This is a genomic window from Paenibacillus sp. J31R34, assembly GCF_059383715.1.
In genome coordinates this window covers 472,511-497,354 of the sequence record NZ_JBXENU010000002.1, presented here as the reverse complement: position 1 = coordinate 497,354, position 24,844 = coordinate 472,511, and the positions used below count along the sequence as shown (strand labels likewise).

Sequence of the window (24,844 nt, the reverse complement as noted above, 5' to 3'; positions counted from 1 at the left end):
GCTAAGGGGGCTTAAGCGATTGTTTATATCAAAAATAAGCGGGGCGCTGCTTGCAGCCGCCTTGCTTTGTTTATTAGCAACCGGCTGCCGCTATACGGCGGCTCCTGCGGATTTGCTTGAAAAGCCTACTATCGCCTCGGACAAGCAGGCGCTCGTTCAGGCTGTGCAGAAAGCTTTGCCGCCTCATGCGCAGCTAGCGCTTCCGATGCGAGATGATAACCTTGGCGCCGTGCGTCTGCTCGATGTAGATGGCGACGGTGTAGACGAGGCGCTCGTTTCTTTTAACAATGAATACAGCTCTCCTGAGCTGATGCTGCTCCGGTATCGGGGCAACACCTGGAAGCCCTATTATACGATTCAGCAGCCTTTATCGATGCGAATGGATTGGATGAAGGTAAGCGACTTTGACAAGGACGGCAAGCTGGATCTGGCAGTCGGCTGGATTGGCTCCTATGATGGCTCCAATATGGTCGAGCTGTATTCGCTTGGCAAAACGCCAGTGCGCAATGAGGAAGGAAAGCTTGTGCTTGAGCCGGAGGATTCCCTGCCTTATTTGTATGCAGAAGCGGGCGATCTGAACGGAGATGGCAAGCTGGAGCTGGCGGTCGTCACGGGGGATTGGGCGAATCAGGAGGTACAGCTGCCGAACTATAAGCTGACGGTATATGAATGGACAAAGGGCAAGTTTCATGCGCTGCAGCAGCTTGATCTTAGCAATGATGTCATTAACTACGACCGGCTGTTGATTGGCAAAGTTTCCGAGCGGCAGACAGGTGTCGTATTGGAGGCTGCGGTAGGCGCCCATTCGATGTATACGTTTATGTATGTATGGGACAAAGGCAAGCTGCGGCCGGTTGCGTTATCCGAGCAGGGCGAGTATGAAAATGCGCTCGTGTCTGGAACGCCGACGCAAAATGAGGATATTAATGGAGATGGCATAATCGAGCTATCTCGGCCCAAAGAGCCTGCAGGCTATCCGGATCTGCCTTATGCCGGAATGCTCTGGGTTAATGAGTGGCTGCAGTGGGATGGCGATAAGGCGTTCAAGCTGGTCAAGGAAGAGTATTCGAATTACAGCTACCAGATCAGCTTTACGATTCCGAATCAGTGGAAGGGTCGCTATACGCTGAGAAGCCCTGACGTCCATCAGGAATATGGCATTGTCACCTTTGAATATTGGAATGAAGAAACCGGCTACAAGTCTGAGCTGGGCACGTTATATGCTGTTCCAGCAACCAAGTGGGGCAGTGTTCAGGAAGAGTGGAAGGAGTCAGACCGCGCTTACAATGTCGTGCTCAACTATGCGGGCTTGGTGTACATTTATGCGCAGCAGCTTGCTCCTCCAGAGACGATGGAGATCAGTGATCGCCAGCCGTTTTATGCGATGCAGCTGAGCAAGGAGCAACTGCCGGAATTGCTGGTGCCGAGGCCGGACTAATGGAAAAAGTGGGTGGACCTATGCGTATTTTGCTGCTGGAAGATGAAGAAGCGATTCGCGGCTTTGTCCGCATTAATTTAAAACGCAACGAGATGGAAGTGACGGAAGCAGGCGACGGTGAAACGGCGCTCGCTCTGGCTGATTCGGAGGGGCCGTTCGATATTGCGCTGCTTGATGTCATGCTGCCGACAATTAGCGGCTTTGAAGTATGCGAGCAGCTGCGCAGCAAATTTCCGAGCATGGGCATTATTATGCTGACTGCGAAGTCGCAGGAAGAGGATAAAATTCACGGGCTGGAGCTTGGCGCCGACGATTATGTGCAGAAGCCGTTCAGCCCCGGCGAGCTGATTGCCCGAATCAAGTCGCTCTACCGGAGAATGCAGCCGAGTGCTGCGCTGCTTCAGGCGGCGGCAGCCCAAGAGGCAACGGCTGGTCTTATGACGCAGGCTGCACAAGCAGCACAAGCGGATGATGAGCTAAAAATTGGGCCATTCCGCCTGTCGGTATCCGCGCGCAAGCTCTGGAAAAACGATGAGGAAATTATTTTGACCCCAACCGAATGGACGCTGGTGCGGCTTTTAATGGAGCGGGAAGGCAAAAGTGTCAGCCGCGATGATATTTTGAGCGAGGTTTGGGGCCGTTATTATGTGGGCGACCTTAAGGTTGTTGACGTTAACATTAGGCGGGTGCGCCAAAAAATCGAAGACAATTCCTCTGAGCCTGCTTTCATCGAAACGGTGTGGGGCTTCGGCTACCGCTGGAGAAGGGGCAGCAGCGGATGAACAGTCTCAAGACGAGAATCGTGTGGAGCTATTTGCTCCTGATTGCACTCGTTGTCGTCGTGCTCGGTGGACTTTTTGCCACGCTGATTACCAACTATTATTATGGCAGTGCACAAAGCTCGGTTAAACAGCGAGCTGTGTCAGCCCTTGCCACGCATAATCGGACGATGGCCTCCCTGAAAATGCATGATCAAGCTGATTATATGCTGCAATATATGGTGGAGGGCGATACGCGGCTCCAACTGCTTGATGTGTACGGAAAGGTGCGCATGGACTCGGACGGCCTGGTCGAAAATGTACAGTACAACACGCTGGACGTGCAGGCCGCGATGAACGGGCAGACGGACATTTGGCAGGGCAATGATCCTTATTATAAGGAGCGGGTTACTTCAATTACGATACCTGTCTGGAACGATACGCATGTGGTATCTCTGCTGCGTTATTCGGCCTCCATCAGTGCCGTGGATGATATGGTGAGCCAACTGCTGCGCATGTCAGCAGTTGTGGGGCTGGCTGTCATTTTGCTGTTCCTTGGGTTAAGCCTATGGCTGGCGCAGCGTATTGTACGCCCCATTCGCGAGCTGACGCGTGCAGCAAGGTATATGGCTGATGGCGATTGGACAAGGCGGGCGACGAAGCGAAGCAATGATGAAATTGGCCAGCTGGCGGAAACGTTCAATACGATGGTCATAGAGCTAAATAATCGCGAGAAGCTCAAAAATGATTTTATCTCCTCCATTTCCCATGAGCTGCGAACGCCGCTTACGTCGATCAGAGGCTGGAGCGAGACGTTGAAGGAAGGCGACCCGGCCGACAATGAGGAAATGAAGCTGGGGCTGCAAATTATTAGCCATGAAACGCTGCGCCTGTCGGGGCTTGTAGAGGATTTGCTCGATTTCTCCAAGCTGTCGGCAGGAAGCATGGAGCTTCATGCCGAGCTGCTGGATCTCAACAGCCCGGTGAAAGAGACGGTCGCCCAACTTGGTGTCCGGCAGGATCAGACAGGCGTAAAGCTGCTTGTGACGCTAGGCAAGTCACCAGTGATGGTGTATGCGGATGCGAACCGCTTGAAGCAGGTCATCATTAATTTGATTGACAATGCGTTCAAGTTCACGCCGGGAGGCGGCACGATTCGTGTGTCGGTCTCCATTACGCCTGACGAAGACTATGCGCTGCTGACCGTTGCCGATACCGGCTGCGGCATCGATGCCGAAGACATTCCCCATGTGACGGAGAAGTTCTATAAGGGGAATACAGGGCAGGGAGGAAGCGGGCTAGGGCTCGCGATCAGCAAGGAAATTACCGAGCTGCATGCTGGCGAGATGAAAATAGACAGCGAGCGTGGAGCTGGAACGGTAATTATGATTAAGCTGCCGATCAGCCATCAGGATAAACCAGCAACTTAACCTATATGTATGAAGGCAGATGAATGTATGGCATATGCGCAGAGGAACGGAATCAGCCGCCCGAGAGGGCGGCTAATTTTTATTGAACAGCAGATTGCGGTTGAAAAATACCCAGACGACAGCAACGACGACACCAAACGTAAGCATAACGGAAAGCCAGTGTTCGGTAAGCCATACGATCCATGCAGGCATATAAGCTCCACTCCTTTCTTGGCGGCATCATAAGCAGCCTATATAAGTTGAACGACTGATTAGCATGATGGCGATGGTCGTCACTGCGAGAAAGGTTGGACTTCCGGCCGCTGTTGTTTTCTGATTTCTTGATTCTATTCCTCTTTGAGGAAGAAATCCGAAAACAAAGGCGGACGCTACCGCTCTCTCCAGTTCCAACCTTTCTCTCCGTTTCTCCCCAGCCCCATTGCTTTCTTTCGTTCAACTTAAATTGTTGAATGATGATTTGCAGCTTTAATTAATATGTCCGAAGCACTCCCGGGCCATCAAAAAAAGCTTTGCCTAATTGTGGTATAATCATAGGTGATGGTCATTTCATACTGGGAGGGATTTATAATGTCTTTCACTGTTCAGATTGGTCAGCAAGCACCAGATTTCACGCTTCCGGCGACGGATGGCAAGAGCTATTCGCTGCAGGATTTTGCCGAAGCGGACACGCTGGTTGTATTTTTCACCTGTAATCATTGTCCTTATGTCGTTGGATCGGACGAGCTCACGCGCAAGACCGCCATCAAGTTCAAGGAGAAGGGCGTTGCTTTCGTCGGCATTAATGCGAACAGCATTAATACGAAGCCCGATGATTCCTTCGAGCATATGGTGGAGCGAATGAATGAACTGAAGTTCCCTTGGACGTATTTGCGCGATGATACGCAGGTGGTAGCGAAGGCTTATGGGGCGCTGCGTACGCCGCATTTTTATGTTTTTGATAAAGAGCGCAAGCTCGTTTATACGGGCCGGGGAGTTGACCAGCCGAGGGACGCAGGCAAAGTGACGGTTTATGATTTGGAGCGCGCACTTACCGAGCATACGCTGGGCAAGGAGGTTTCGGTGCCTTATACGAACCCGATTGGCTGCAACGTGAAGTGGGATGGACAGGATGAGCACTGGATGCCGGTTGAAGCTTGCGATCTTGTATAAAAAACGGATTGACAGCGGCATCTGCGGGTGCTATTATGGCTTTAACAAATTCAAAGTATTCGGGTAGGAATTAATATAATTAAGACGCTGTATGGAAACGGCAGGAGGTTTTGGACATGGAGAAGCATCTGGTATTGCGCCATGAAGGATTGGAGCTGGCAGCTACGCTGCATTATCCGACGGATGAGAAGAAGAACGACGACTGCAAACGCCAGGCGATCATTATTTGCCACGGATTTGTTGGCAGCCGCATCGGGGTGGACCGCTTGTTTGTGAAAGCAGCCCGCGCTCTTGCTGCCAAAGGCTCGTATGTGCTGCGCTTCGATTATGGCGGCTGCGGCGAGAGCAATGGCGATTATGGCTCGCTTGGCTTCGACAGCATGGTCGATCAGACGCGCACAGCACTTGATTACATCACGAGCATGGAATGCGTAGATCCGCGCAAGATTGTATTGCTCGGACATAGTCTGGGCGGAGCGGTCTCCATTATGACAGCCGTTAAGGATAAACGGGTCAAGCGCCTTCTTCTATGGTCGCCAGTTGCTTATCCCTTCAATGACATTGTCCGTATTGTCGGCAGGAAGGGCTATGATGAAGCAGTCCAATCCGGCAGTGTTGATTATTCTGGCTTTACGCTGAAGCCCATCTTCTTCGACTCACTGCTGGAGCATCAGCCTTTCCAGGCAGCAACGCGCTTCTCCGGCGACGTTCTGCTCGTCCATGGCACGAGCGATGAGCTTATACCGGTCGATTACAGCTTCCTTTATCAGAAGGTGTTCTGGACCCGCAGTGAGGGGCTGTGCGACAAGGAAATTATTTTTCAGGCGTCGCATACGTATTCCAACCGCCAGCATCAGGAGGAAGCGATTCGCATCAGCTCTGAATGGCTGGAGGGTCTGGATAAGAAGCAGCAGGAATGGCATCATTGGAGCATCTAAATTGGAAAAAAAGGGAGTGCCGCTTATGGCGGCATCCGGCTTTATGGCAGGACCTGTTACGCGGGACTCACGCGTGAGCAGGTCCTGTTTTTGCTTAATTTGTTACTCCTTCTATCATCCTGTGGTATAGTAGAAAGGTAGAAAAGGCAGCAAAGCTGCTTTTGCGAGCTTTTTGCTGCGTAAATTGTCATGTTATCTATCATGCTAGAGGATAGATTTGAAATTATAAAAATATAAGCATTTATAAGTTTCAACTTATAAATGCTTATATTTCTCGGATTGAAACGCGCCGCGCCCCAAAAGGATGGCAACAGCCGTTTCACCTTGGATCATTCGGATAAAGGCGGGTATCATTCATGAAATTGGGAAAAAGAATCGTTTTATCGTCCAGCATTCTGCTGCTGCTTGTACTGCTTGCAGCTTGTGCGGGAGGCAATAAAGGGGAAGCGGTTCCAACCGCATCACCAGAGCCAAGCGCTTTGCCAAGCCCTAGCGTGTCACCGGGGGCATTGCCGTATCAAGCACCACTAACGGGAGTTGGACGGCAGACAGAAGCCTTAGAGCGCCCGATTGCCGTCATGATCAACAACCTGAAGCCGGCTCGCCCGCAATCGGGATTGTCGAATGCCGACGTCGTGTGGGAGGTGCTTGCCGAAGGCGGCATTACGAGGCTCGTTGCGCTGTTCCAAAGCACGGACGCCTTGACCGATTCGATTGGCCCAATTCGCAGCATACGGCCTTATTTAATTAATATTGGCGAAAGCTACGGTGCTGTGCTTGCCCATGCGGGCGGCAGCAATGACGCATATGCGATTTTGCAGCAGCAGAAGAAGCCGTATTTGGATGAAATTTCGAATGCGGGCGCATACTTCTGGCGTAGCAAGGAGCGCAAGGCGCCGCATAATCTGTATTCGGATCTGGAGAAGCTTCGTTCCGGAGCGGAGAAGAAAAATTACAAGCAGGATACAGCGGTGCCGGCCTATGTGTTTGCCGAGAACGGCGCAGCGGAGGCGACGACGCCTGCGACGGCGGTCACGATTCATTTTACGCTGAAGGATTATAAGGTATCTTACGCCTATGATGAGGCGAGCAAGCTATATAAGCGTTCCATCAACGATGAAGCGCATATTGACCTCAACAATAATGAGCAGCTTACGGCAACTAATCTGGTTGTACTCGCTGCAAGCCATAAGACGCTGGACAATGAAGGCCGGCTCGCGGTCGATTTGCAATCGGGTGGAGATGCGATGCTGTTTCAGCAGGGCCGGATGACGGAGGCGTCATGGGTACGGGCGCCGGACCATATGATTCGGATCGTGAAGGATGGCAAGGAGCTGGCTCTGGTGCCGGGCAAAACCTTTTTCCACATTGTCCCGAATACAAAATCGATTGCTGATCATGTGATGTATGGGTAAAATAAGCACGGTTCGGAAACACTTTTAGCAGGTGAAGAGTGCTTTCCGCGTCCGCAATAATAGCTAGTTATGACGCTGTCTCTTTAGGAGGCGGCGTTTTGTTTTGGAAGCGGAGGAAATGAACGGAGTGTCGGCATAGATTGAAAAAAAGAAATTTTTTTCATAAACGTTAATATTCCGTTAACAATTTTAAAGTAAACTGTGTTAAGATATTCTGGGCTTATCCACCAAAGGTCACCATAGGTCGACAAAATGCCCAAACAAAACATCCAGCCGGGTAAAGGGGATTACGATGTTCAAGAAAAAAGATATTTTCTTTAAAACGTTTGAAGAAATGGCCGATGCGCTCGTTGTTGCTGTTGAGTATTTCTCGAATGGTTTGTCGGATTTGTCCGATGTCTCTACTTTTGCCAAGACGATGAAGGAATACGAAAGCCAGTGCGACCAGTATGTGCACACGATTTTGAAGGAATTGAACAAAACGTTCATCACTCCGATTGAACGAGAAGATATTATGGCGCTGACAAGCTCGCTTGACGATGTGCTGGATGGAATTGAGGCTTGCGCTTCGCGTTTCGAAATGTACAACATCAAGGAGAAGGATGAGTACATTCAGCTGTTTGGCGACATTTTGCTGCGCTGCGCGCATCAGATCAAGAAAGCCATTTATTTGCTGACGCAGAAGAAGCTGCTGGCTATTCGTGAGCCGAACATTGCGCTCAATGAGCTGGAAAATCAAGCCGATGATCTGCTTCGCGTATGTATTACAAGCTTGTTTGCGAACGTAAGCGATCCGATTGAGCTGATGAAACGCAAGGAAATTTATGAAATGCTGGAGCAAACGACCGACTATTGCGAGGATGTAGCCAATACGCTGGAATCGATTATTATGCGCAATAGCTAACGCGGAAAGTGGGAGTCAACTCTAATGGATTCATATATTTTATGGACGGTTGTCATTCTGGCACTCGGTTTTGATTTTATTAACGGCTTCCATGATACCGCGAATGCGATTGCGACGTCGGTATCTACCCGTGCGCTCAAGCCTCGCGTAGCCATTATGATGGCTGCGGTGATGAACTTCCTCGGTGCGATTATGTTTACCGGGGTAGCCAAAACGATCGGAAGCGGCGTAGCGAATCCTGCTGATTTGCCGAATGGTGTCGAAGTCGTTATCGCTGCGCTCATATCGGCTATTATCTGGAACCTGGTTACGTGGTGGTTCGGAATTCCGTCCTCCTCGTCCCATGCGCTCATCGGCTCGTTGGCTGGTGCGGTTATTGCAGGTTCAGGTATGGGCGCGATAAATGCGTCGGGCTTTACGGATATTGTTAAAGCTCTCATTTTATCGCCGCTTATTGCTTTCTCGGCTGGTTTCATTATTATGTGGCTGCTCAAGCGGATTTTCGCCAAATCGAGCCCGCATCAGGTGAATAAAGGCTTCCGTTTCAGCCAAATCATAACGGCGGCCTTCCAATCGTTCTCGCATGGTACGAATGATGCGCAGAAGGCGATGGGGATCATCACGTTTGCGCTCGTTGCTGCGGGAGTTCAGGATAACTTGGATGTTCCGCTATGGGTTAAGCTGTCCGCTGCTCTGGCGATGGCGCTTGGTACGTCCGTCGGCGGCTACAAAATCATTAAAACGATGGGTACGAAGATTTTCAAAATCGAACCGATCAATGGCTTTGCTGCCGATGTAGGCTCGGCTGTCGTTATTTTGACGGCTACCGTGCTGCATTTGCCAGTAAGTACGACGCATGTTATCACGTCTTCGATTCTCGGTGTAGGCAGCGCGAAGCGCTTCTCCAGCGTGAAATGGTCGATGGCGGGCCGCATCTTGGTCGCTTGGGTCATTACGATTCCGATCACGGTTCTGATGGCAATGGCTGTCTACTGGGCAATAGATTGGTTGTTCATTTAAGCTTGCATAACATTTTGAGGCCCGGTCCGTTAGTGGACGCGGGCTTTTTTGTTGCGCGGGGATGGGGGGACGGTGAAAAATAGAGCTTCTGCCAGCAAGGCTTGCTGCTGGCAGAAGGGAAGGAAAGCGCGCCGGTTACCGCGCTTTTGTTGCTGCGGAGGCAGGCCGAGTTTGCGGCGCTGCTCTCCGCTGCCTGGGGCTTAGCGCCGGCGCTTTCTTCTGCGTCTGCGGTTAGCGGGGCCTGTGGCTGAGCCGCTGCCGGATTTGCGGCGCCTGCGTTTAGGGACGAACTCCTCCACGTCATCGGTGGCGTCGTCCTCGGCCCCTTTTTTCCCAAAGGAGCCCATGATCACCTTCACAAGCGGAGCCATCTGGGATACGCTGCTCATGACCTTCTGAACCTTCGTCACGGTGGACAAAATCCCATCAATGCCGCCTATACGGTCGACGAAGCCTTTAATCTCTCCTAAATTCGCGAGCGAGAATGCGCCGCCTTTGGCAGGTGCTACGGATTCGGCAAGCTCGGCTGCGGTAGCGGGGACGATGGTTTGGGATTCCGGCTGTACGGCTTGAACCGATTGAAGCGGCGGCTGGAACTCTGGGATCGCATTTTCATTCAGTAAGCCGGATACGCTGGCCTTATGGTTAACGGCGGGGCTGAGCTGGCTCTGCCCTTGGAGGCTGCTGCGATGCTGGAATTGCTGCGGCTGCTGAGCATGCGGGTAGCGGGGATATTGGGGATAGCCGCCGGGATTATTGCGATAGTTCACGCTGATCACCCTTTTATTTTTTATAGTCGAATCGCCGCGCCTCATGGTGGAATGCTCTGCCCGTGGGAGACGAGGAGCGTTGTGCAAAGCGGTCCTAGTGAAGCGCGGGCTCCTCCGCCAGAGCGGCGGTGAAGCGGTGTACACTTGGTATTAGTCTATGGCATAGGCAAACGTAAGGATTGGACGAATGTCACGGGTCCTGCAGAAAAATAACGGCAGATGTCCCTCATTTTCTCTTCTGTTCTGTAAAGCGTGAATACGGTAATGCTTGAAAAAAACGGTTAAAAAAGCTACAATGTGAGCATTGGAAGTCCGGTTCGAAGACTAGAGGAGTGAAGAATATGCAGCTCAAAAAGCTGAACGATAAAGCAGTAGATCAATTGTTTGAGGCCATCCTAACTTTAAAATCCGTTGAGGAATGTTATGTGTTTTTTGATGATTTGTGCACGGTCAATGAAATTCAGTCGCTGTCGCAGCGTCTGGAGGTAGCGCGTATGCTCGGCAAGGGCAGCACGTACAATCAGATTGAAGCGGAGACAGGCGCGAGCACGGCTACAATCTCGCGGGTGAAGCGCTGTTTGAATTATGGCAACGACGGGTATAAAATGGCTTTAGAACGTTTAGGACGGTAGGTGCGTGAAAGCCATGACAAAACCCGGTATTCTCGTTATAAGCCACGGCTCGCGCGATGCGCAGTGGGTGCGGCTTGTAGATGAAGCAGTAGAACGGGCAACAGAGACGATGCAGCGGGCCGAGGTGCCCGTGTATTCGTCTTTTCTTGAAATTGTAGAGGGCCGGCTTATTCAGGACGGCATTGACGAGCTGGAGGCACAGGGCGTAACGGAGCTGTATGTGCTGCCGCTGTTTATTTCATCAGGCAGTACGCATATCGATGAGATTGGACAGGCTTTTGGCTTTGCGCCGATCTCGGATTTTGAGGGCGATCTGGGCATTTTTCGGGTGAACGCAAACGTTCATATGGGGATGCCGATTAATGATGATCCAGAAATTGCGGAGCTGCTGCTGGAAAATTTGAAGCCGCTTAGCGCGGACCCGAGCCGCGAAGCGCTGCTATTAATTGGCCACGGCAGCAAGGAGCCGGTGTTTCATGAGCGCTGGCAGCAGGGCCTCGATGCGCTAGCTGGTCGTATACGCGAGCTGGGCGGTTTCGCGCGCGCGGAAACGGCTATGCTGCTGCCAGATCAGGCCGCTGAGCGGTTGAAGGGCATGCAGGTGGAACGGCCGGAGGAAGCGGTTATCGTTGTGCCGTTATTTTTGAGCAACGGCTATTTCACGAATGAGGTCATTCCTGAGCGCTTGTCGGGACTGGACTATCGCTATAACGGAAGGCCGATGCTGCCTGACCCGGCGATTGAGCGTTGGCTGGTGCGGAATATGGTGGATTGGCTGGCGGGGCTGGGACGGACGGAATAGACGGAATGGATGGAAGTTAATGGAATTGAAACGAATTGAAGTGTAATGAAGTATAGTGGATTGGATTGAAATAAAGTGCAGTATAGTGAATTGAAGTGCATTGAGGTGCATTGAAGTGCATTGAAGTGCAGTGGATTGAATCGAATTGGATTGTATTGAAATATAGTGAAGTGCTATAAAGCGCTTTGAAGTGAATTGGTTCGAAAGGCGCGAAATTTGAGTGAAATAACGCAAAGTTGGAGTAAAATAAATAGTTGGTAAATGAAATGAACACCCGGGTAGGCGGGTAAACGTATAATAGTGGAACGTGGATAGTTGAAGGTTGAAGGTGGAAAGCAAGATACGAATGAAGCATGCGCGAAGGCGATAGGTAGGCCTGCCGACACATGAGAAATTGCAAATGGCTTGGAGGTCACGCTGATGTCAGCATATAAAAGAGCAAGATTAATCTATAATCCTTCTTCCGGCAGGGAAGAAATGAAGCGCAGGCTTCCAGATATTTTGCAGCGGCTGGAGCGCGCCGGCATCGAGACCAGCTGCCACGCGACGATAGGCGAGGGCGATGCGACGCTTGCGGCTGCCGAGGCCGCGGAGCGCGGCTATGACCTGATTATTGCGGCGGGCGGCGACGGAACGCTGTATGAGGTTATTAATGGGCTGGCGGAAAAGCCGAATTTGCCGCCGCTGGGCATTTTGCCGCTCGGGACGACGAATGATTTCGCGCGGGCGCTTGGCATTCCGAAGCATTGGGAATATGCGGTCGATCTGATCATTCAGCAGTATACGCGCCCGATTGATGTCGGCAAGGCGAATGAGCGTTATTTTATCAATATTGCCGGTGGCGGTTCGATGACGGAGCTGACGTATGATGTGCCGAGCAAGCTCAAGACGATGATTGGGCAGCTGGCGTATTATATGAAGGGCATGGAGAAAATGACGCGCCTCAGCCCGACCGAGCTGAAAATCCAGGCCGCAGGCGTTGGCGATTTTCATGAGGAATTTATGCTTTTTCTCATCTGCAACAGCAATTCGGTTGGCGGATTTGAGAAGCTGGCTCCAGACTCGAAGCTCGACGATGGATTGTTTGACGTGATTTTGCTGCGAAAATGCAATTTGCCGGAGTTTATCCGCCTCGTGTCGCTCGCGCTGCGCGGGGAGCATATGAATGATCCGCATATTATCCATTTCCGCACGAATGAGATGAAGGTCACGACCCCAGACTACGTGCAGATTAATCTCGACGGCGAGTACGGCGGCAAGCTGCCGTTTACGTTCTCGGTGCTGCCTTCGCATTTGCGAATTTTTGCCGATGAGATGGGCGAGTCGACCTATCGGTAGTATAATGGATTTATGTGAGCGTGAAGTGGATAGGATAGATCAGGGATTCGTGTATGATGGCGAGTCATTTTGTGAAAAAGAATAAGAGCAGAAAGTTGGCCGCTTAGCGGCCTGCTTGCGTTAATGGCGATATAGAGCGGAGCGGGTAGAGCAATGAACAGAAGGAATAACAGAGGTGGCGGCGGACGTGGGCGCAGCAATTCCCAGTCGAAGCCACCGGAAAATGTGCCGGTAAGCAAAAATGAAGAGGTCGTCCTCGATATTATCGGACTGACGCATGACGGGGAAGGGGTAGGCCGCGCGGAGGGCTATACCCTTTTTGTGCAGGGCGCACTCCCTGGTGAGCGCGTGCGCGCGAAGGTCATGAAGACGAAGAAGCAGTATGGCTATGCGCGCTTGCAAGAGCTGCTGGTCGCGAGCGATGATCGCGTCGAGCCGCCATGCGATATTTACAAGCAATGCGGAGGCTGCCAGCTTCAGCATATGGAATATGACGCCCAGCTGAGCTGGAAACGCCAGCATGTGGTGGATAATCTGGTGCGGATCGGGAAGCTGAGTGTGGCTGGGGAAGCGGAGAAGGCACAGGCAGGCGGATCGGCGGAAAATCGAGCGGCGGAAGCAGCTGTTATTGTGCATCCGACGATTGGGATGGACGAGCCTTGGCGCTATCGGAATAAGGCGCAGGTACCGATTGGCATGATGACAGACGGTCATGGTGCGGAGAGTAAGCTGATTGCTGGTTTTTATGCGCGTGGCAGCCATCGGATTATAGATATGGACGATTGCCTGATTCAGCATGACCGCAATGATGAAATCGTGCGGGCAGTGAAGGCGATTGGCCGCGAGCTAGGTGCAACTGGCTATGATGAGGAGAGCGGACGCGGCGTACTGCGCCATGTGATGGCGCGTACGGGCTTTGTAACGGGCGAAATGATGGTCGTGCTCGTGACGAATGGACGCAAGCTCCCGCAGGCTGAGCGCTGGGTGGAGCGCATTCGTGAGGAGCTGCCAGGTGTGACGAGCATCGTTCAAAATGTGAATGAGCGGAACACGAATGTGATTTTTGGCAATGAGACGAAGGTGCTGTGGGGCAGCGATGTTATTTATGATGAGTTGGACGGCATTCGCTTTGCAATATCGGCGAGATCGTTTTATCAGGTGAACCCGCTGCAGACGGTGGCCTTGTACCGCAAAGCGGTGGAATATGCGGCGCTGACCGGGATGGAGTCCGTCATTGACGCTTATTGCGGGATCGGGACGATATCGCTGTTTCTGGCGCGGCAAGCGGGGCGCGTGTACGGCGTGGAGATCGTGCCGGAGGCGATTGAGGATGCGAAGCGTAATGCGGAGCTGAATGGTATTGGGAATGCGACGTTCGAGGCAGGACCTGCCGAGGTCGTCATTCCGCGCTGGCGCGAGGAGGGCGGCATTGTGCCCGACGTCATCGTCGTCGATCCGCCGCGCAAAGGCTGCGATCCTGAGCTGCTGGAGACGATTCTGGCGATGCAGCCGGAGAGAGTTGTTTATGTGAGTTGTAATCCGTCGACCTTGGCAAGGGATTTGCGGATGTTGGAGGATGGCGGGTATCGGACGGTTGAGGTGCAGCCGGTGGATATGTTTCCGTGGACGACACATGTGGAGTGCGTGGTAAGGATATATCGGGATCAAAAGCATTGATGGACTTGGGAAAAAGAGGAACAATAATATGTTCCCGCATTCAAAAAAATGTCGTGAGGTTGAGTGTGGGAACATTATATTCTTTTCATGCACATGGCATGTGGAGTGCTGTGTGTTGTTAGCAAGGGAGCAGTCTAAACTCCCAATAAAGAGTTGAAATTAAATAAAGATTTGAAAAAATAGAAATAGGGAAATGGAAAAATGAAGCCGAGTTTTCTCGTCTCCATTTTTCCATTTCCCTATTTCGTTTGGGGATTTTTATTTGATTCAATATTTACATGCTATTTCAAGTTTCTTCAGGTACTCATTAAGAAATATCAAAAGATCAAATAGAAGCTTTTGTCGAATTTAATCTAATTATGGATATATATTGATGATGTATTTTGATCTATGTTGTATTATTAAGTCATAACAGAATCTCAAAGGATTATTGGGTACAAGTCCCATGATTAAACTTATAATATTGGATAATAAGGAGTGGGAGGCTTGGATGTAGCAAAAGAAAACCACGCATTAGGAAGTCAACGAACTATTACAGTAAAAATGGCGGAAATTTCCTACTATACAACAGTTGGTTCTGGGGCAGAGAAATTTGTTTGCCCCGAATGCGGTGAGTATGTCGCCTTTGTAAGAAGATATGAACTCAAATCATATTTTAAACATGCTAAAAAAAATGAAACAACAAAAAATTGTGAACTGAGAAGCACAACTCAATTCTATAACTCATTAAATGAAAGATTAGGACTTCCGATGTATCTAAGGGATATTCAAAATGGACAGTATGAATTGTGTGTTGGGTTTCATAAATTAGACAATACAATCATTAACAGAGCTGAAGTAGATAAGTTGAAAATAATGATTGAAAGTTCCGATAAATCAAACTTATATAATGAAAAAGTTAGTTATTTCGTCAACAATTCAAACTTTTCTGTTTTTAAAACGATGTTCAAAAAAATAAATTATATTTCCTCCCGTTATACTATTTATTATTCTCTTTCGCAATATGAAAAAATAATAACGCCCAAATGGGGAAATCACGTGGAAGGATTACTAAAGGATGGAGCGATATTCACTTCTAACGAGAACGGTGGTAGAAAAATAAACATAAATGATGAGATCACTACAGATATGGAATACCTTTTCCTGTGTAGGAATGAGGATATATTGAACAGACGTAGTGAGATAGAGAGAAGCTTTCTTGGAAATGTTTCCTTAAGTAATAACGGTGAATTTTCCGATTATAGCATTTATAAAATTAAATTCCGGCCACAGAATGACTATCAATTCAAAGTATTATACAAATTTTGCAGGGACCATTTCAAAGTTAGTTTACTATTAAGACCGACTTCTTTAATACCAATATGGCCACCTGTTGTACTCAGAGATAATTATGTTGAATGCATTGGAAATGATGAGAATTTGTTTTTATTAAAAAGCGACGATCTACAATTGTCTAGTGTATTTCTTCATAAAGGAGCAGAATATAAAAAAATTAAGGGAGAGGAAATAAATGAAGGAGTAAAATTATTGATAATTAATGAATTTCATTATGAAGACGTTGCTATAACAATAAATGAAAAATACAACTCAAGTAGTGTTTTAGTTCGTAAATTTAATGATAGAGTAAAAACTTATGAAAACTTGATTCATATTAGTGACATTGAAAATAATAATATGGAAGAAGATTTTTTGTGTAAATTACCTATAAAAAAAATAGTGAACGTTATTTCCGATAGCCGATGTTACATTATTCATAAACGAGGAAATCGTATTGAAAAATTTAAAATTAGCGATTCTAACCCCATTGTTCTTCGAGAATTGTCCCTAGGAGATGAAATTACTGCCATAACTGATGGACGCAGTGTCACTCTGATAAGATTCTTAGAACATACTTTCGAAGAGAATGAAGTGAATTATGAAAAATTAAACACTCAATTAATGAAGTTAACTCCCCCTTTTATTGCGACGCCTCCTTGGATTAAATTTATAATGAACATCTTGGTTAAACAATTTAGATTAAAAAGAACATTAAATACATATATAGTGACAAATAAAATGCCGATTGAGGCTTACAAGATATTAAAAGAACTACTATATCTATTAAAGGATGGAGAGTCTTATGACAACAAGAAATAGTGAGTCTCTGATTGAAAAATATAAAAATAACTATTCAAAGGAGGAATTTGAATTTATCATCTCATTATTTCCTAATAGTAAGACTTCTGAAGTCATCAAGAACAATGAAAAAAAATTTCGAGGATACTATAATGGATTTCGCCCTGATAAATTAACTTTAAAAAAATTACAAGAAATATACTATAGGGCTATTTACAATTCGAATAATATAATGCTTGCGAACTATTTAGAGCAATTGATTATAAATTTTACGCAAAAAATCGACATGATTATAACTGAACAAATTGAATCTGCTGTACTTGTTAGAGAAAAAGTTAAAGATAATAATATAGTTAATTTTATAGAGTTAACAAATGTATTACTAGATAATAAATTTGATGATTCTTATAAAGTTTATGTATATTTTAAAATGGTTGATCTAAATTTAACAGAAGCACAAAGAGAATATTTAAATAATGATTTTAATCAGGTTGCTAACCTCAAAAGAATAAAGGTAGAGGTAACTAATGAAATTACTCAAAATTATGAGATGAAAATACAAATTTTAAAAGATGAATATGAACGTGAAATTAAAAACAATAAAAATCAGTTGAAAATGTTAGAAAGTCTTTTCGAGGATTCTAAAATGAGATTTGAAGAGATATTATCACGTAAAGATGAAGAATTTAAGCAGTTAGAGATGGATAATATTAATAAAATAGAAAGAGTGATCAGGGAAAATAGTAAAGATAAAGACAGAATAACTTTACTTAAAAATGAATTAGAAGTACAGAAGGAGGAAAACATAAAGTGTATAAACTTAGTGAAAGACTTGAAAAATAAATTAGGAATTAATAGGGAGGAATACTTTATTAAAATTAAAGAGGAGTGGTTAGAAAATAATAATGAGCTAGTTTGGAATAAAGAAAAGATTCAAGCCTCTCTAGAAAATCTGTTATCAACGAAGGGCAATCTTGAATTAGAGCTAGCTTCATTAAGTAACCAAAAACTTGATTTGGAAAATATGATTGATTTATTAGGTGATGAAGGCAAAGGGATTGTAATTAAAATGCAGGACTTTCTACGTGGAATAGGCTTCGAGGGAGGAACTAAAAAATATGAAAGTAAACTGCGTATAGTTGAAAGTGAAAATTCAAAAAACGAAGAGGAATTAATAAAAGATAGATTATTTTTTATTGATGATTTATCTGATAATTTACAAATTTGTGGTATTAGAAGTGAATATTCTAATGACCTAGCACAGTATATATATGGTTCTATAGTTAATCAATTAAGTTTGCTTTTAGTTGGATATAATACAAGGAAAATAGCAGATGCTTTGTCTTATATTATTAGTGGATCGAATGCTGAAATTATTTCCCTTCCTCCTGGGTTTGATGACTGTAATGAGTTAATAAATACAGTAAATATGTCTTTGAGTAAAGTTGTGTTAATTGAAAACGTCGTAACAAGTATCTCTGAAGGTGTATACTTGCCATTGTTGAAAGAGAATAAGGAGCACATTTTATTATTTTCTATGGATTCATCAGAACACATTAATTTATTACCTAAATGTCTTATGGATTACATGTTGATGATTGATATAGATCCACTAATTGATTATTTGAAAGATTCCAGTGAATTAATAAAGGCGCAAACAGATTTTACGATATTTAATGTAGTAACTGATATGGATAAAATCAGAAGAAATATGAGACGAATTAACTCCTTAAATAAAATACATAGTCTAAGCAAAGTAGCTCGAATAAAGTTGGCTGAAGTAATGAGCGTAGTCGATCAACTAGATTCACATAATGCTTTATATGATATTGTAATGTTCACCATTAAGATGTTGTGCGAAAGTACTGGGAGTTCTATAAGGTTGATGGAATACGTGGAAGAACAAGATTTTAGTGCATTGATATTAAAAATGCTTAAATCGGCAATTGAGGAAAACTTGGATGAATAAATTTATAATAATAAGACGTATAGCTGATGATTTAAAAATCGAAAAGATTCCTAATGAGCAAGATAGTCGATACTTTGCAAGAGTAATTTACTCAGCATTATCTATGTGGCTAAGATACTCCATATTAGATAAAGATATTTTAGAGCTATCAACTAAAAAAGTTGGAAGAAGTAAACATTATATAATGAATAAATCTAAAATATTCCTAAATGAAATGATTGAACTTTACCCTGAAACGAAAAAGTGGTTTTATCCATCTGAATCTTCACTCTGTCCTGTGGAAATATTAAGAGATAGGTTATATGAAGGAGGAGAGATAGTGAATGTAGGCTTTAAGACTGATTTAGCATTGCCAACCTTTCAAACATGTTTAGTAGAAGGGAGATCTAAAATTATAAGAGGGATAGAGAATAGGCAATTGTTTAAAATGAATGGTTTGATACAGGTAGGAGATTTGGATATTGGTCAATCACATCAAGATTTTGTTGATTTATTTCTATTCTATGGATTAAAAAATATAAAAAGCGATATCATTTTAAATGATTATTTTAAGTTTATAAAGTGGACAAAACGAAATGAAGTTAATGCTGAGATTTTTGATAAGTACAGTTTAAAGAGTTTTTCAAAGAGCTGGGAACAAGAATATAGATTAATAGATAGAGATATAACTGTTTATAGGAATTCCTTATATATGAAAGGTAATAAGGACTACGGATTTATTCAAAAGATCAACGGAAATTTTTATACAAGTCAAATAAACGAATATTTAGTTGAACAGTATGAGGTTAGAAGATTTATGTATGCCCTAAAGAGCAGTGCTGGAATTCCGGTGAAAGCCAAGTATAAGAGGTATGTTAAACAAAACATTGTTGAATTACGTCTATCAAATGGATTACCGTTAAAAGAAGAGAACCTACTATTACTGCTAGGATGGCCAAAAGATAATATAAGTGATAAACGTTATTTATTATACGATAGTATGACGTGGAGCTTTATAGCGATATTATTAAGCAACCTTAACATGAAACTAGAGGAGGTCAATTGATGGATAAGTACACTGTATACGGCACACATAATGCATTAAAAAAGAAACTCATGGACTATATTAGAGCACAATACTTAGGTGAGAATAGGCTCTTACTTAATGCTAGTAGTGAAGTTCTCGAGAAGCAAGGAGTATTATTTCAAGAGCCTTATATCGAAGCTAATCCAGCTTATAAAGTAATGGAGAGAGGAATAGAAAGAGCGAATATTCCAAACTCACCTAAAAAAGTATTAATTGGAATGTCTGAAAAAAACTTGGGAGTCTTTCGACATCCATTTAAACATCAGGTGGATGCTCTTGAAAGTTTTTATAGTGGTAGAGATTTATTTATTACTACAGGGACGGGTTCAGGTAAAACTGAATGCTTTATGTGGCCTATGGTGAGCAGCATTGTTAATGAGGCAATCACCAATTCTAACTCTTGGAAACAAAGGGGAGTGAGAGCGCTTATGTTATATCCCATGAATGCTCTCGTTTCTGACCAACTTGGTCGTCTTCGAAGAATGATTGGTGATGATATGGGAAAATTCAGAGATGTGTTTCATAATCATACTAAAGATAATAAGTTGCGTATCCCTCAGTTTGGTATGTATACAGGTCGTACCCCTTATCCAGGAGGAAATGATAAAACAAATAATGATGATCTTGCAGAGACTCTCGAGAAAAATTTGTTGAACAGAGATAGTGTAATAAAACAAAAGTTGATAGACATTGGGAAATATCCATCAAAATATAATCTAAAGGAATATATTGATAGTCTCAAAAATGGAAATCATATTACAAATGATCAAGATGCAGAACTTATAACAAGACAAGAAATGCAACAATTATGTCCTGATATACTTATAACTAACTACTCGATGCTTGAATATATGCTAATAAGGCCGATTGAGCAAAGTATATGGAATAATACAAAGTCTTGGCTAAATTTATCTAAAGAGAACAAATTGCTAATTATTATTGACGAAGCGCATATGTACAGAGGGGCTTCTGGTGGTGAAGTAGCTTTATTGATCAGAAGATTGCTACACAAACTAAATATATCAAGAGATAGAGTTAGATTTATATTAACGAGTGCTAGTGTTCCTGCTGATGCTGAGGCGAATATTAGAGAGTTCTCAAATAATTTAACAGCACAAGATGAATGTAAATCTACGTTTGATATCATTTACGGAAAACAACAAGAATTAACTTATAATAATTCGATAGAAACAACAACTGCCCAACTTGCTGATATTGATATTAATCCCTTTTTAAGAGATGAGGATAGCAAGCTTAAGGCCATCAAAGATTTTGCGCAATTAATGCTAGAGCCAAGTTTAAACCAATTTATTAATTATTCTGAGGCTCAAAATTGGTTGTATTTATTTTTAAATAAGTTTAAACCTATGATTGAAATAATGAAGGCATGCAGGGGAAACGCCATTTCTTATAATGATTTAGCTAGGTATACTTTTCCTAACGACGATCTAGACGTTGCCAGAAGAGCGACGGAAACTTTGTTAGCAATAGCACCACTAGCTAAAAATAAAGATAATCAAATCTTATTTCCAGCAAGGCTTCATATGATGTTTAGAGGTCTTCAAGGAATCTATGCATGCAGCAATCCGAATTGTAGTGATGGGAGATCTTACGAAGGACTGGGACTTGGTAAAATTTTATTTGGGAAACGAAATGATACTTGTGAATGTTGTGGAAGTAAGGTATATGAGATAATAAATGACAGACGATGCGGGGCATTATTTTTGAAAGGTTATATGTATCAAAATCCTAAAACTCTTGATTTTGTTTGGAACTCGATAGGAGAATTATACGATGATACATTTAAAGAGGTTCATTTTTATATTATTCCTAATAATGAATTTAATAAACAAACAAAACAAACAAAGGTTGGGTGGCTAAATGCATTGACAGGTAAGTTTTTCGATAATGATACCTATGCAAATCAAAAAGGATTTTTACATGTAGCATATAATAACAAGGAATTTCAAGGTAAACCTGGGAAATTAACTTATCATTTTTGTCCTAAATGCGAGAAGTCGCATCTCAATCCATCTGATTTTGTGACTAAAGGTAATGAATGTTTTTATAATTTGGTCTCTGAACAATTGACTATACAACCGCCATCCATATTTGATGGGGATTTGCTTAGAAATCTACCGAATGCAGGGAGAAAAGTACTGTTGTTTTCAGATAGCAGACAGCGAGCGGCAGTATTAGCAAAGGATCTAACTAGGGCAGCAGATGATGAAGCAGTTAGAAAAGCAATGGTTTTAGCTGCACAAAACCTCGAAGAATGGGCAAATGAAAAACAAAAGATGCCAACTATGAATTTGTTATATATGGCATTTTTGGAGGTAGCAGTATCGCATAATTTACAATTATTTTATGGTGAACAAAAGAATAGCTTTATTGAAGATATGAATAAAATTAAAGTAAAGTTAACTAAGGCTGGGCGAAGAAACAGGAAATTGGATTACGAGTCTTTAAAGACTGATTTCAATTCCACACCTGGACTTTATGACGAGCAATTATTAAAACTACTATGTAGTAGTTATCGTTCACTTAGTGATATTGGTTTATGCTATATCCTACCTTGTAATCAGGATAAACTGGATGATGTCGAAGATGAAATGTTAGATTATAACATTAAAATGACAAAGGATGAATTCGAAAAACTATTTGCTTCTTGGACTAATATTGTCATGAAAGACAGCTATGCCCTTGGTGATACAATAAGTGATGAGGTCAGAGAAAATGCTCGGCCCACAAGTTATGGTAGGTTTGGAATTTCTCCTAGTTCTAAGCTACCTTCCTCTTTAACTAAAGTTTTAAATGAGAGGGGCTATTCCCAAAATGAAATTGATGTCATTTATAAGTGTTTGTTGATGTATACAGCCACAGTACAAGGTAGTGAAAATAAATATCTTAATTTAAACGTCATATCTTTAGTTTATAATAAGGAGCATGATTGGTATCATTGCAAGAAGTGTTCCGGAGTATTTGCACTTACCCTTTGGGGAAAGTGTGCTCATTGTGGGAGTCGACATGTTGATGTCATGTGTAAAGAAGATTTTCGTCGTTTTGATTTTTGGAGAAAGCCAGTATTGGATATATTAAAACAGAATCATACAGAATTTATAACAAGTATCAACACCGAGGAACACACAGCTCAGTTATCCCATAAAGATCAACGTCAGAAAATGTGGTCGACAACAGAAGATTATGAAATGAGATTTCAAGATGTTCAGATTAATAATGAATCATCTGTGGATATATTAAGTTGTACCACAACCATGGAGGTAGGTATTGATATAGGGTCTTTGACCGCAGTTGGTTTGCGAAATATTCCTCCTATGCGTGAGAATTATCAACAAAGAGCTGGCCGAGCTGGGAGACGCAGTTCAGCAATTTCAACAATTGTAACATACACAGATAATGGACCACATGATAATTATTATTTTCTTCATCCGAAGAAGATTATTTCTGGAGAAGTAAGGAAACCATGGATTGATGTTCATAATATAAAGTTGATTTCCAGACATATGAATATGATTTTACTTACAGAATATATGTCTAATGTTAATGAGGGAATTGATAAATTAGGAGTTGAGAACTATTTCAATAGATATCATCAAAGTTTCTGTGAATTTTTGAGTGATTACAATAAAACTAAATCAGAACTAAGCGTTGTTATGCCAAATGTAGATTTTGTAGATATGTCAGATCTAAAGCAATTTCTAAAAGAAACCCTTGATAATATCGGCGAAAAAGTAAAAAGAAACGCAACTGATTATGTTACTGAAAAAGGAGATCATAAGTCATTATTAGATGTACTATACGAAGAGAGTGTGCTCCCTACATACTCATTTCCAAAAAACGTTGTAGGTTTTTATATTGAAAACAATGAAGGTAATTTAATTGATCAAAAGCCAGATCGATCATTAGATATGGCGATAAGTGAATATGCCCCAGGGCGTGTTTTAGTTGTGAATAAAAAGACGTATAAGTCCGGCGGAATCTATAACTTTCATTCGAAATTTAAAGCTAATTATTACGAGAGGCCAGCAAGACCATATTTTGAAAATGGAGAGTACTTTAGAAATCTGTATTATTGTAAAAATGATTTTTGTGGATGGTTTGGAATAAATGAACCAAAACAAAGCGAATGTCCATTTTGCAAAGGACACGACATTTCAATCCAGTATATGCTAAAACCATGGGGGTTTGCTCCGATTAACGGTAAAAGCATTCCGGAATCTGAAGCTGAGAATGAATTATCTTATGCAGAAGTGCCTTGCTATTCTGCAACACCTGCCCAAGACGACATGACTACAACAGACTATGAACATATTAAAGTGGCTAAACGCGCTGATCAGACACTTATTGTACTTAACAAAGGTCCTAAAGGAAAAGGGTTTAAAGTTTGTAAGGATTGCGGGGCGGCAGTAACTGGGGATGAAGAGTTTACAGGTATGCCATACAAACATCCCAGATCGTATAAGAAGTGTAAACATTATGATATAGAAAATGTTGTCCTAGGTCATAATTTTAATACAGATATGGTTGTATTTGAAATAGCAATAGACAGTAATCAAATTAATACAGATCTTAATGATTTATGGATAAAAACAGCGGCGTTAACTCTTTCTGAAGCTATGTTGCTAGCTGCTGGAAGAACACTTGATGTTGAATTTAATGAGATAAGAAGTGGATATCGATTACGTTATGCACCAGACAATATGTTTATTGATATCTATTTATTTGATAGTTTATCAAGTGGGGCGGGCTATAGTTCTGAAGTCGCTACTAAGATAAATGATGTACTAATTGAAACAAAAAAAATTTTAAGTGATTGTAATTGTACTTCATCCTGTCATCAGTGTCTCAATCATTTTTGGAATCAGCGAGTGCAAAATAAATTAGATAGACATATTGCTTTGCAGTTACTCAAATGGGGGCAATATGGTAGCTTAGTTGATGTGTATAATCTACAAGAACAGTTAGAAATATTTAAACCTTTAAAAGAGTTGATCGAACTGAATGGTTCAAAGCTAGAGGTGTATGATAATTCATTAATAGTTGTTAATGAATCTCGAATGAAGATCTATGTCTACCCATCCATGTGGAGTAAAACATGTGAAGCAATACCTGAAAACGTAATTGCTATTTCAGATAGACTGATTTCTAAAGCTCTGCCTGAAGCATATTATCAGTTAGTTAATCAAAAACAATCAGAACTTTATCAAGTTTAATGACTTCTTGCTCCATATTGGTAATTCGGTAAAAAGGCTTATTGGACATGCAGGCCATTATATCTTGATTTATAACGGCTTTATGGTGACCTCGGATGGTACTTGAAGGAAGGGTGCACCGCTGCTTTTCCTGTTACACGGAATTAACTCTAAACATGAAGAGTGTAGCTCACTATTAGAACGTAAAGG

The 24,844-nt window shown here is 43.5% G+C and carries 17 protein-coding genes; 16 read left to right on the top strand and 1 reads right to left on the bottom strand.

The window, feature by feature from the left end:
- Nucleotides 1-19 precede the first annotated feature (19 nt).
- The 8 genes from AC50YG_RS07525 (at nucleotide 20) to AC50YG_RS07490 (ending at nucleotide 9,052) form a co-directional block, all read left to right on the top strand.
- Complete coding sequence (locus tag AC50YG_RS07525; RefSeq protein ID WP_494825869.1) at nucleotides 20-1,438, top strand: FG-GAP repeat domain-containing protein; 1,419 nt, start codon at nucleotides 20-22, stop codon at nucleotides 1,436-1,438.
- Nucleotides 1,439-1,458: 20 nt separating this feature from the next.
- Nucleotides 1,459-2,220: a response regulator transcription factor gene (locus tag AC50YG_RS07520; protein WP_473756801.1), complete on the top strand. Its 762-nt coding sequence runs from the start codon at nucleotides 1,459-1,461 to the stop codon at nucleotides 2,218-2,220.
- Complete coding sequence (locus AC50YG_RS07515) at nucleotides 2,217-3,626, top strand: sensor histidine kinase (RefSeq protein WP_494825867.1); 1,410 nt, start codon at nucleotides 2,217-2,219, stop codon at nucleotides 3,624-3,626. Before AC50YG_RS07520 ends, AC50YG_RS07515 begins: the two co-directional genes overlap by 4 nt.
- 567 nt (nucleotides 3,627-4,193) lie before the next feature.
- Nucleotides 4,194-4,775, top strand: coding sequence for a thioredoxin family protein (locus AC50YG_RS07510; protein WP_494825865.1), 582 nt, complete (start codon nucleotides 4,194-4,196; stop codon nucleotides 4,773-4,775).
- Nucleotides 4,776-4,891: 116 nt separating this feature from the next.
- Complete coding sequence (locus AC50YG_RS07505; RefSeq protein ID WP_494825863.1) at nucleotides 4,892-5,713, top strand: alpha/beta hydrolase; 822 nt, start codon at nucleotides 4,892-4,894, stop codon at nucleotides 5,711-5,713.
- A gap of 356 nt (nucleotides 5,714-6,069) precedes the next feature.
- Entirely contained in the window at nucleotides 6,070-7,128 is a 1,059-nt protein-coding gene (locus tag AC50YG_RS07500) for a DUF3048 domain-containing protein (RefSeq protein WP_494825861.1), read from the top strand.
- Nucleotides 7,129-7,420: 292 nt separating this feature from the next.
- Nucleotides 7,421-8,032: a DUF47 domain-containing protein gene (locus AC50YG_RS07495; RefSeq protein ID WP_341281104.1), complete on the top strand. Its 612-nt coding sequence runs from the start codon at nucleotides 7,421-7,423 to the stop codon at nucleotides 8,030-8,032.
- Nucleotides 8,033-8,056: 24 nt separating this feature from the next.
- Nucleotides 8,057-9,052: an inorganic phosphate transporter gene (locus AC50YG_RS07490; protein ID WP_341281105.1), complete on the top strand. Its 996-nt coding sequence runs from the start codon at nucleotides 8,057-8,059 to the stop codon at nucleotides 9,050-9,052.
- A 200-nt stretch (nucleotides 9,053-9,252) separates the two neighbouring features.
- Here AC50YG_RS07490 and AC50YG_RS07485 read toward each other — a convergent pair whose 3' ends face one another.
- Nucleotides 9,253-9,822: a tyrosine protein kinase gene (locus AC50YG_RS07485; RefSeq protein WP_494825859.1), complete on the bottom strand. Its 570-nt coding sequence runs from the start codon at nucleotides 9,820-9,822 to the stop codon at nucleotides 9,253-9,255.
- A gap of 341 nt (nucleotides 9,823-10,163) precedes the next feature.
- Here AC50YG_RS07485 and AC50YG_RS07480 point away from each other — a divergent pair, with 341 nt between their 5' ends.
- The 8 genes from AC50YG_RS07480 to AC50YG_RS07445 all read left to right on the top strand — a co-directional run bounded on the left by AC50YG_RS07480 (nucleotide 10,164) and on the right by AC50YG_RS07445 (nucleotide 24,655).
- Nucleotides 10,164-10,454: a YerC/YecD family TrpR-related protein gene (locus AC50YG_RS07480; RefSeq protein WP_046231556.1), complete on the top strand. Its 291-nt coding sequence runs from the start codon at nucleotides 10,164-10,166 to the stop codon at nucleotides 10,452-10,454.
- Nucleotides 10,455-10,467: 13 nt separating this feature from the next.
- Complete coding sequence (locus tag AC50YG_RS07475) at nucleotides 10,468-11,256, top strand: sirohydrochlorin chelatase (protein WP_494825857.1); 789 nt, start codon at nucleotides 10,468-10,470, stop codon at nucleotides 11,254-11,256.
- A 420-nt stretch (nucleotides 11,257-11,676) separates the two neighbouring features.
- Nucleotides 11,677-12,594, top strand: coding sequence for a diacylglycerol kinase (locus tag AC50YG_RS07470; protein ID WP_494825855.1), 918 nt, complete (start codon nucleotides 11,677-11,679; stop codon nucleotides 12,592-12,594).
- A 153-nt stretch (nucleotides 12,595-12,747) separates the two neighbouring features.
- A complete protein-coding gene (gene rlmD / locus AC50YG_RS07465) occupies nucleotides 12,748-14,271 on the top strand; it encodes a 23S rRNA (uracil(1939)-C(5))-methyltransferase RlmD (protein WP_494825854.1) in 1,524 nt (507 codons plus the stop codon).
- Between the two features lie 486 nt (nucleotides 14,272-14,757).
- Nucleotides 14,758-16,407 (top strand): hypothetical protein, encoded by a 1,650-nt coding sequence (locus tag AC50YG_RS07460; protein WP_494825852.1) that lies wholly within the window; start codon nucleotides 14,758-14,760, stop codon nucleotides 16,405-16,407.
- Complete coding sequence (locus AC50YG_RS07455; RefSeq protein ID WP_494825851.1) at nucleotides 16,391-18,355, top strand: hypothetical protein; 1,965 nt, start codon at nucleotides 16,391-16,393, stop codon at nucleotides 18,353-18,355. Before AC50YG_RS07460 ends, AC50YG_RS07455 begins: the two co-directional genes overlap by 17 nt.
- A complete protein-coding gene (gene druD, locus AC50YG_RS07450; RefSeq protein WP_494825849.1) occupies nucleotides 18,348-19,400 on the top strand; it encodes a Druantia-type antiviral defence protein DruD in 1,053 nt (350 codons plus the stop codon). Before AC50YG_RS07455 ends, druD begins: the two co-directional genes overlap by 8 nt.
- Entirely contained in the window at nucleotides 19,400-24,655 is a 5,256-nt protein-coding gene (locus tag AC50YG_RS07445; RefSeq protein ID WP_494825848.1) for a DEAD/DEAH box helicase, read from the top strand. Before druD ends, AC50YG_RS07445 begins: the two co-directional genes overlap by 1 nt.
- Nucleotides 24,656-24,844 lie beyond the last annotated feature (189 nt).

Excerpts from the sequence above, each read along its gene's own strand:
- AC50YG_RS07475 (WP_494825857.1), top strand. The coding sequence starts at position 10,468 with ATGACAAAACCCGGTATTCTCGTTATAAGCCACGGCTCGCGCGATGCG.
- AC50YG_RS07520 (WP_473756801.1), top strand. The coding sequence starts at position 1,459 with ATGCGTATTTTGCTGCTGGAAGATGAAGAAGCGATTCGCGGCTTTGTC.
- rlmD (WP_494825854.1), top strand. The coding sequence starts at position 12,748 with ATGAACAGAAGGAATAACAGAGGTGGCGGCGGACGTGGGCGCAGCAAT.
- AC50YG_RS07500 (WP_494825861.1), top strand. The coding sequence starts at position 6,070 with ATGAAATTGGGAAAAAGAATCGTTTTATCGTCCAGCATTCTGCTGCTG.
- AC50YG_RS07455 (WP_494825851.1), top strand. The coding sequence starts at position 16,391 with ATGACAACAAGAAATAGTGAGTCTCTGATTGAAAAATATAAAAATAAC.
- AC50YG_RS07470 (WP_494825855.1), top strand. The coding sequence starts at position 11,677 with ATGTCAGCATATAAAAGAGCAAGATTAATCTATAATCCTTCTTCCGGC.
- AC50YG_RS07480 (WP_046231556.1), top strand. The coding sequence starts at position 10,164 with ATGCAGCTCAAAAAGCTGAACGATAAAGCAGTAGATCAATTGTTTGAG.
- AC50YG_RS07510 (WP_494825865.1), top strand. The coding sequence starts at position 4,194 with ATGTCTTTCACTGTTCAGATTGGTCAGCAAGCACCAGATTTCACGCTT.
- AC50YG_RS07505 (WP_494825863.1), top strand. The coding sequence starts at position 4,892 with ATGGAGAAGCATCTGGTATTGCGCCATGAAGGATTGGAGCTGGCAGCT.
- AC50YG_RS07445 (WP_494825848.1), top strand. The coding sequence starts at position 19,400 with ATGGATAAGTACACTGTATACGGCACACATAATGCATTAAAAAAGAAA.
- AC50YG_RS07495 (WP_341281104.1), top strand. The coding sequence starts at position 7,421 with ATGTTCAAGAAAAAAGATATTTTCTTTAAAACGTTTGAAGAAATGGCC.
- AC50YG_RS07490 (WP_341281105.1), top strand. The coding sequence starts at position 8,057 with ATGGATTCATATATTTTATGGACGGTTGTCATTCTGGCACTCGGTTTT.
- AC50YG_RS07515 (WP_494825867.1), top strand. The coding sequence starts at position 2,217 with ATGAACAGTCTCAAGACGAGAATCGTGTGGAGCTATTTGCTCCTGATT.
- druD (WP_494825849.1), top strand. The coding sequence starts at position 18,348 with ATGAATAAATTTATAATAATAAGACGTATAGCTGATGATTTAAAAATC.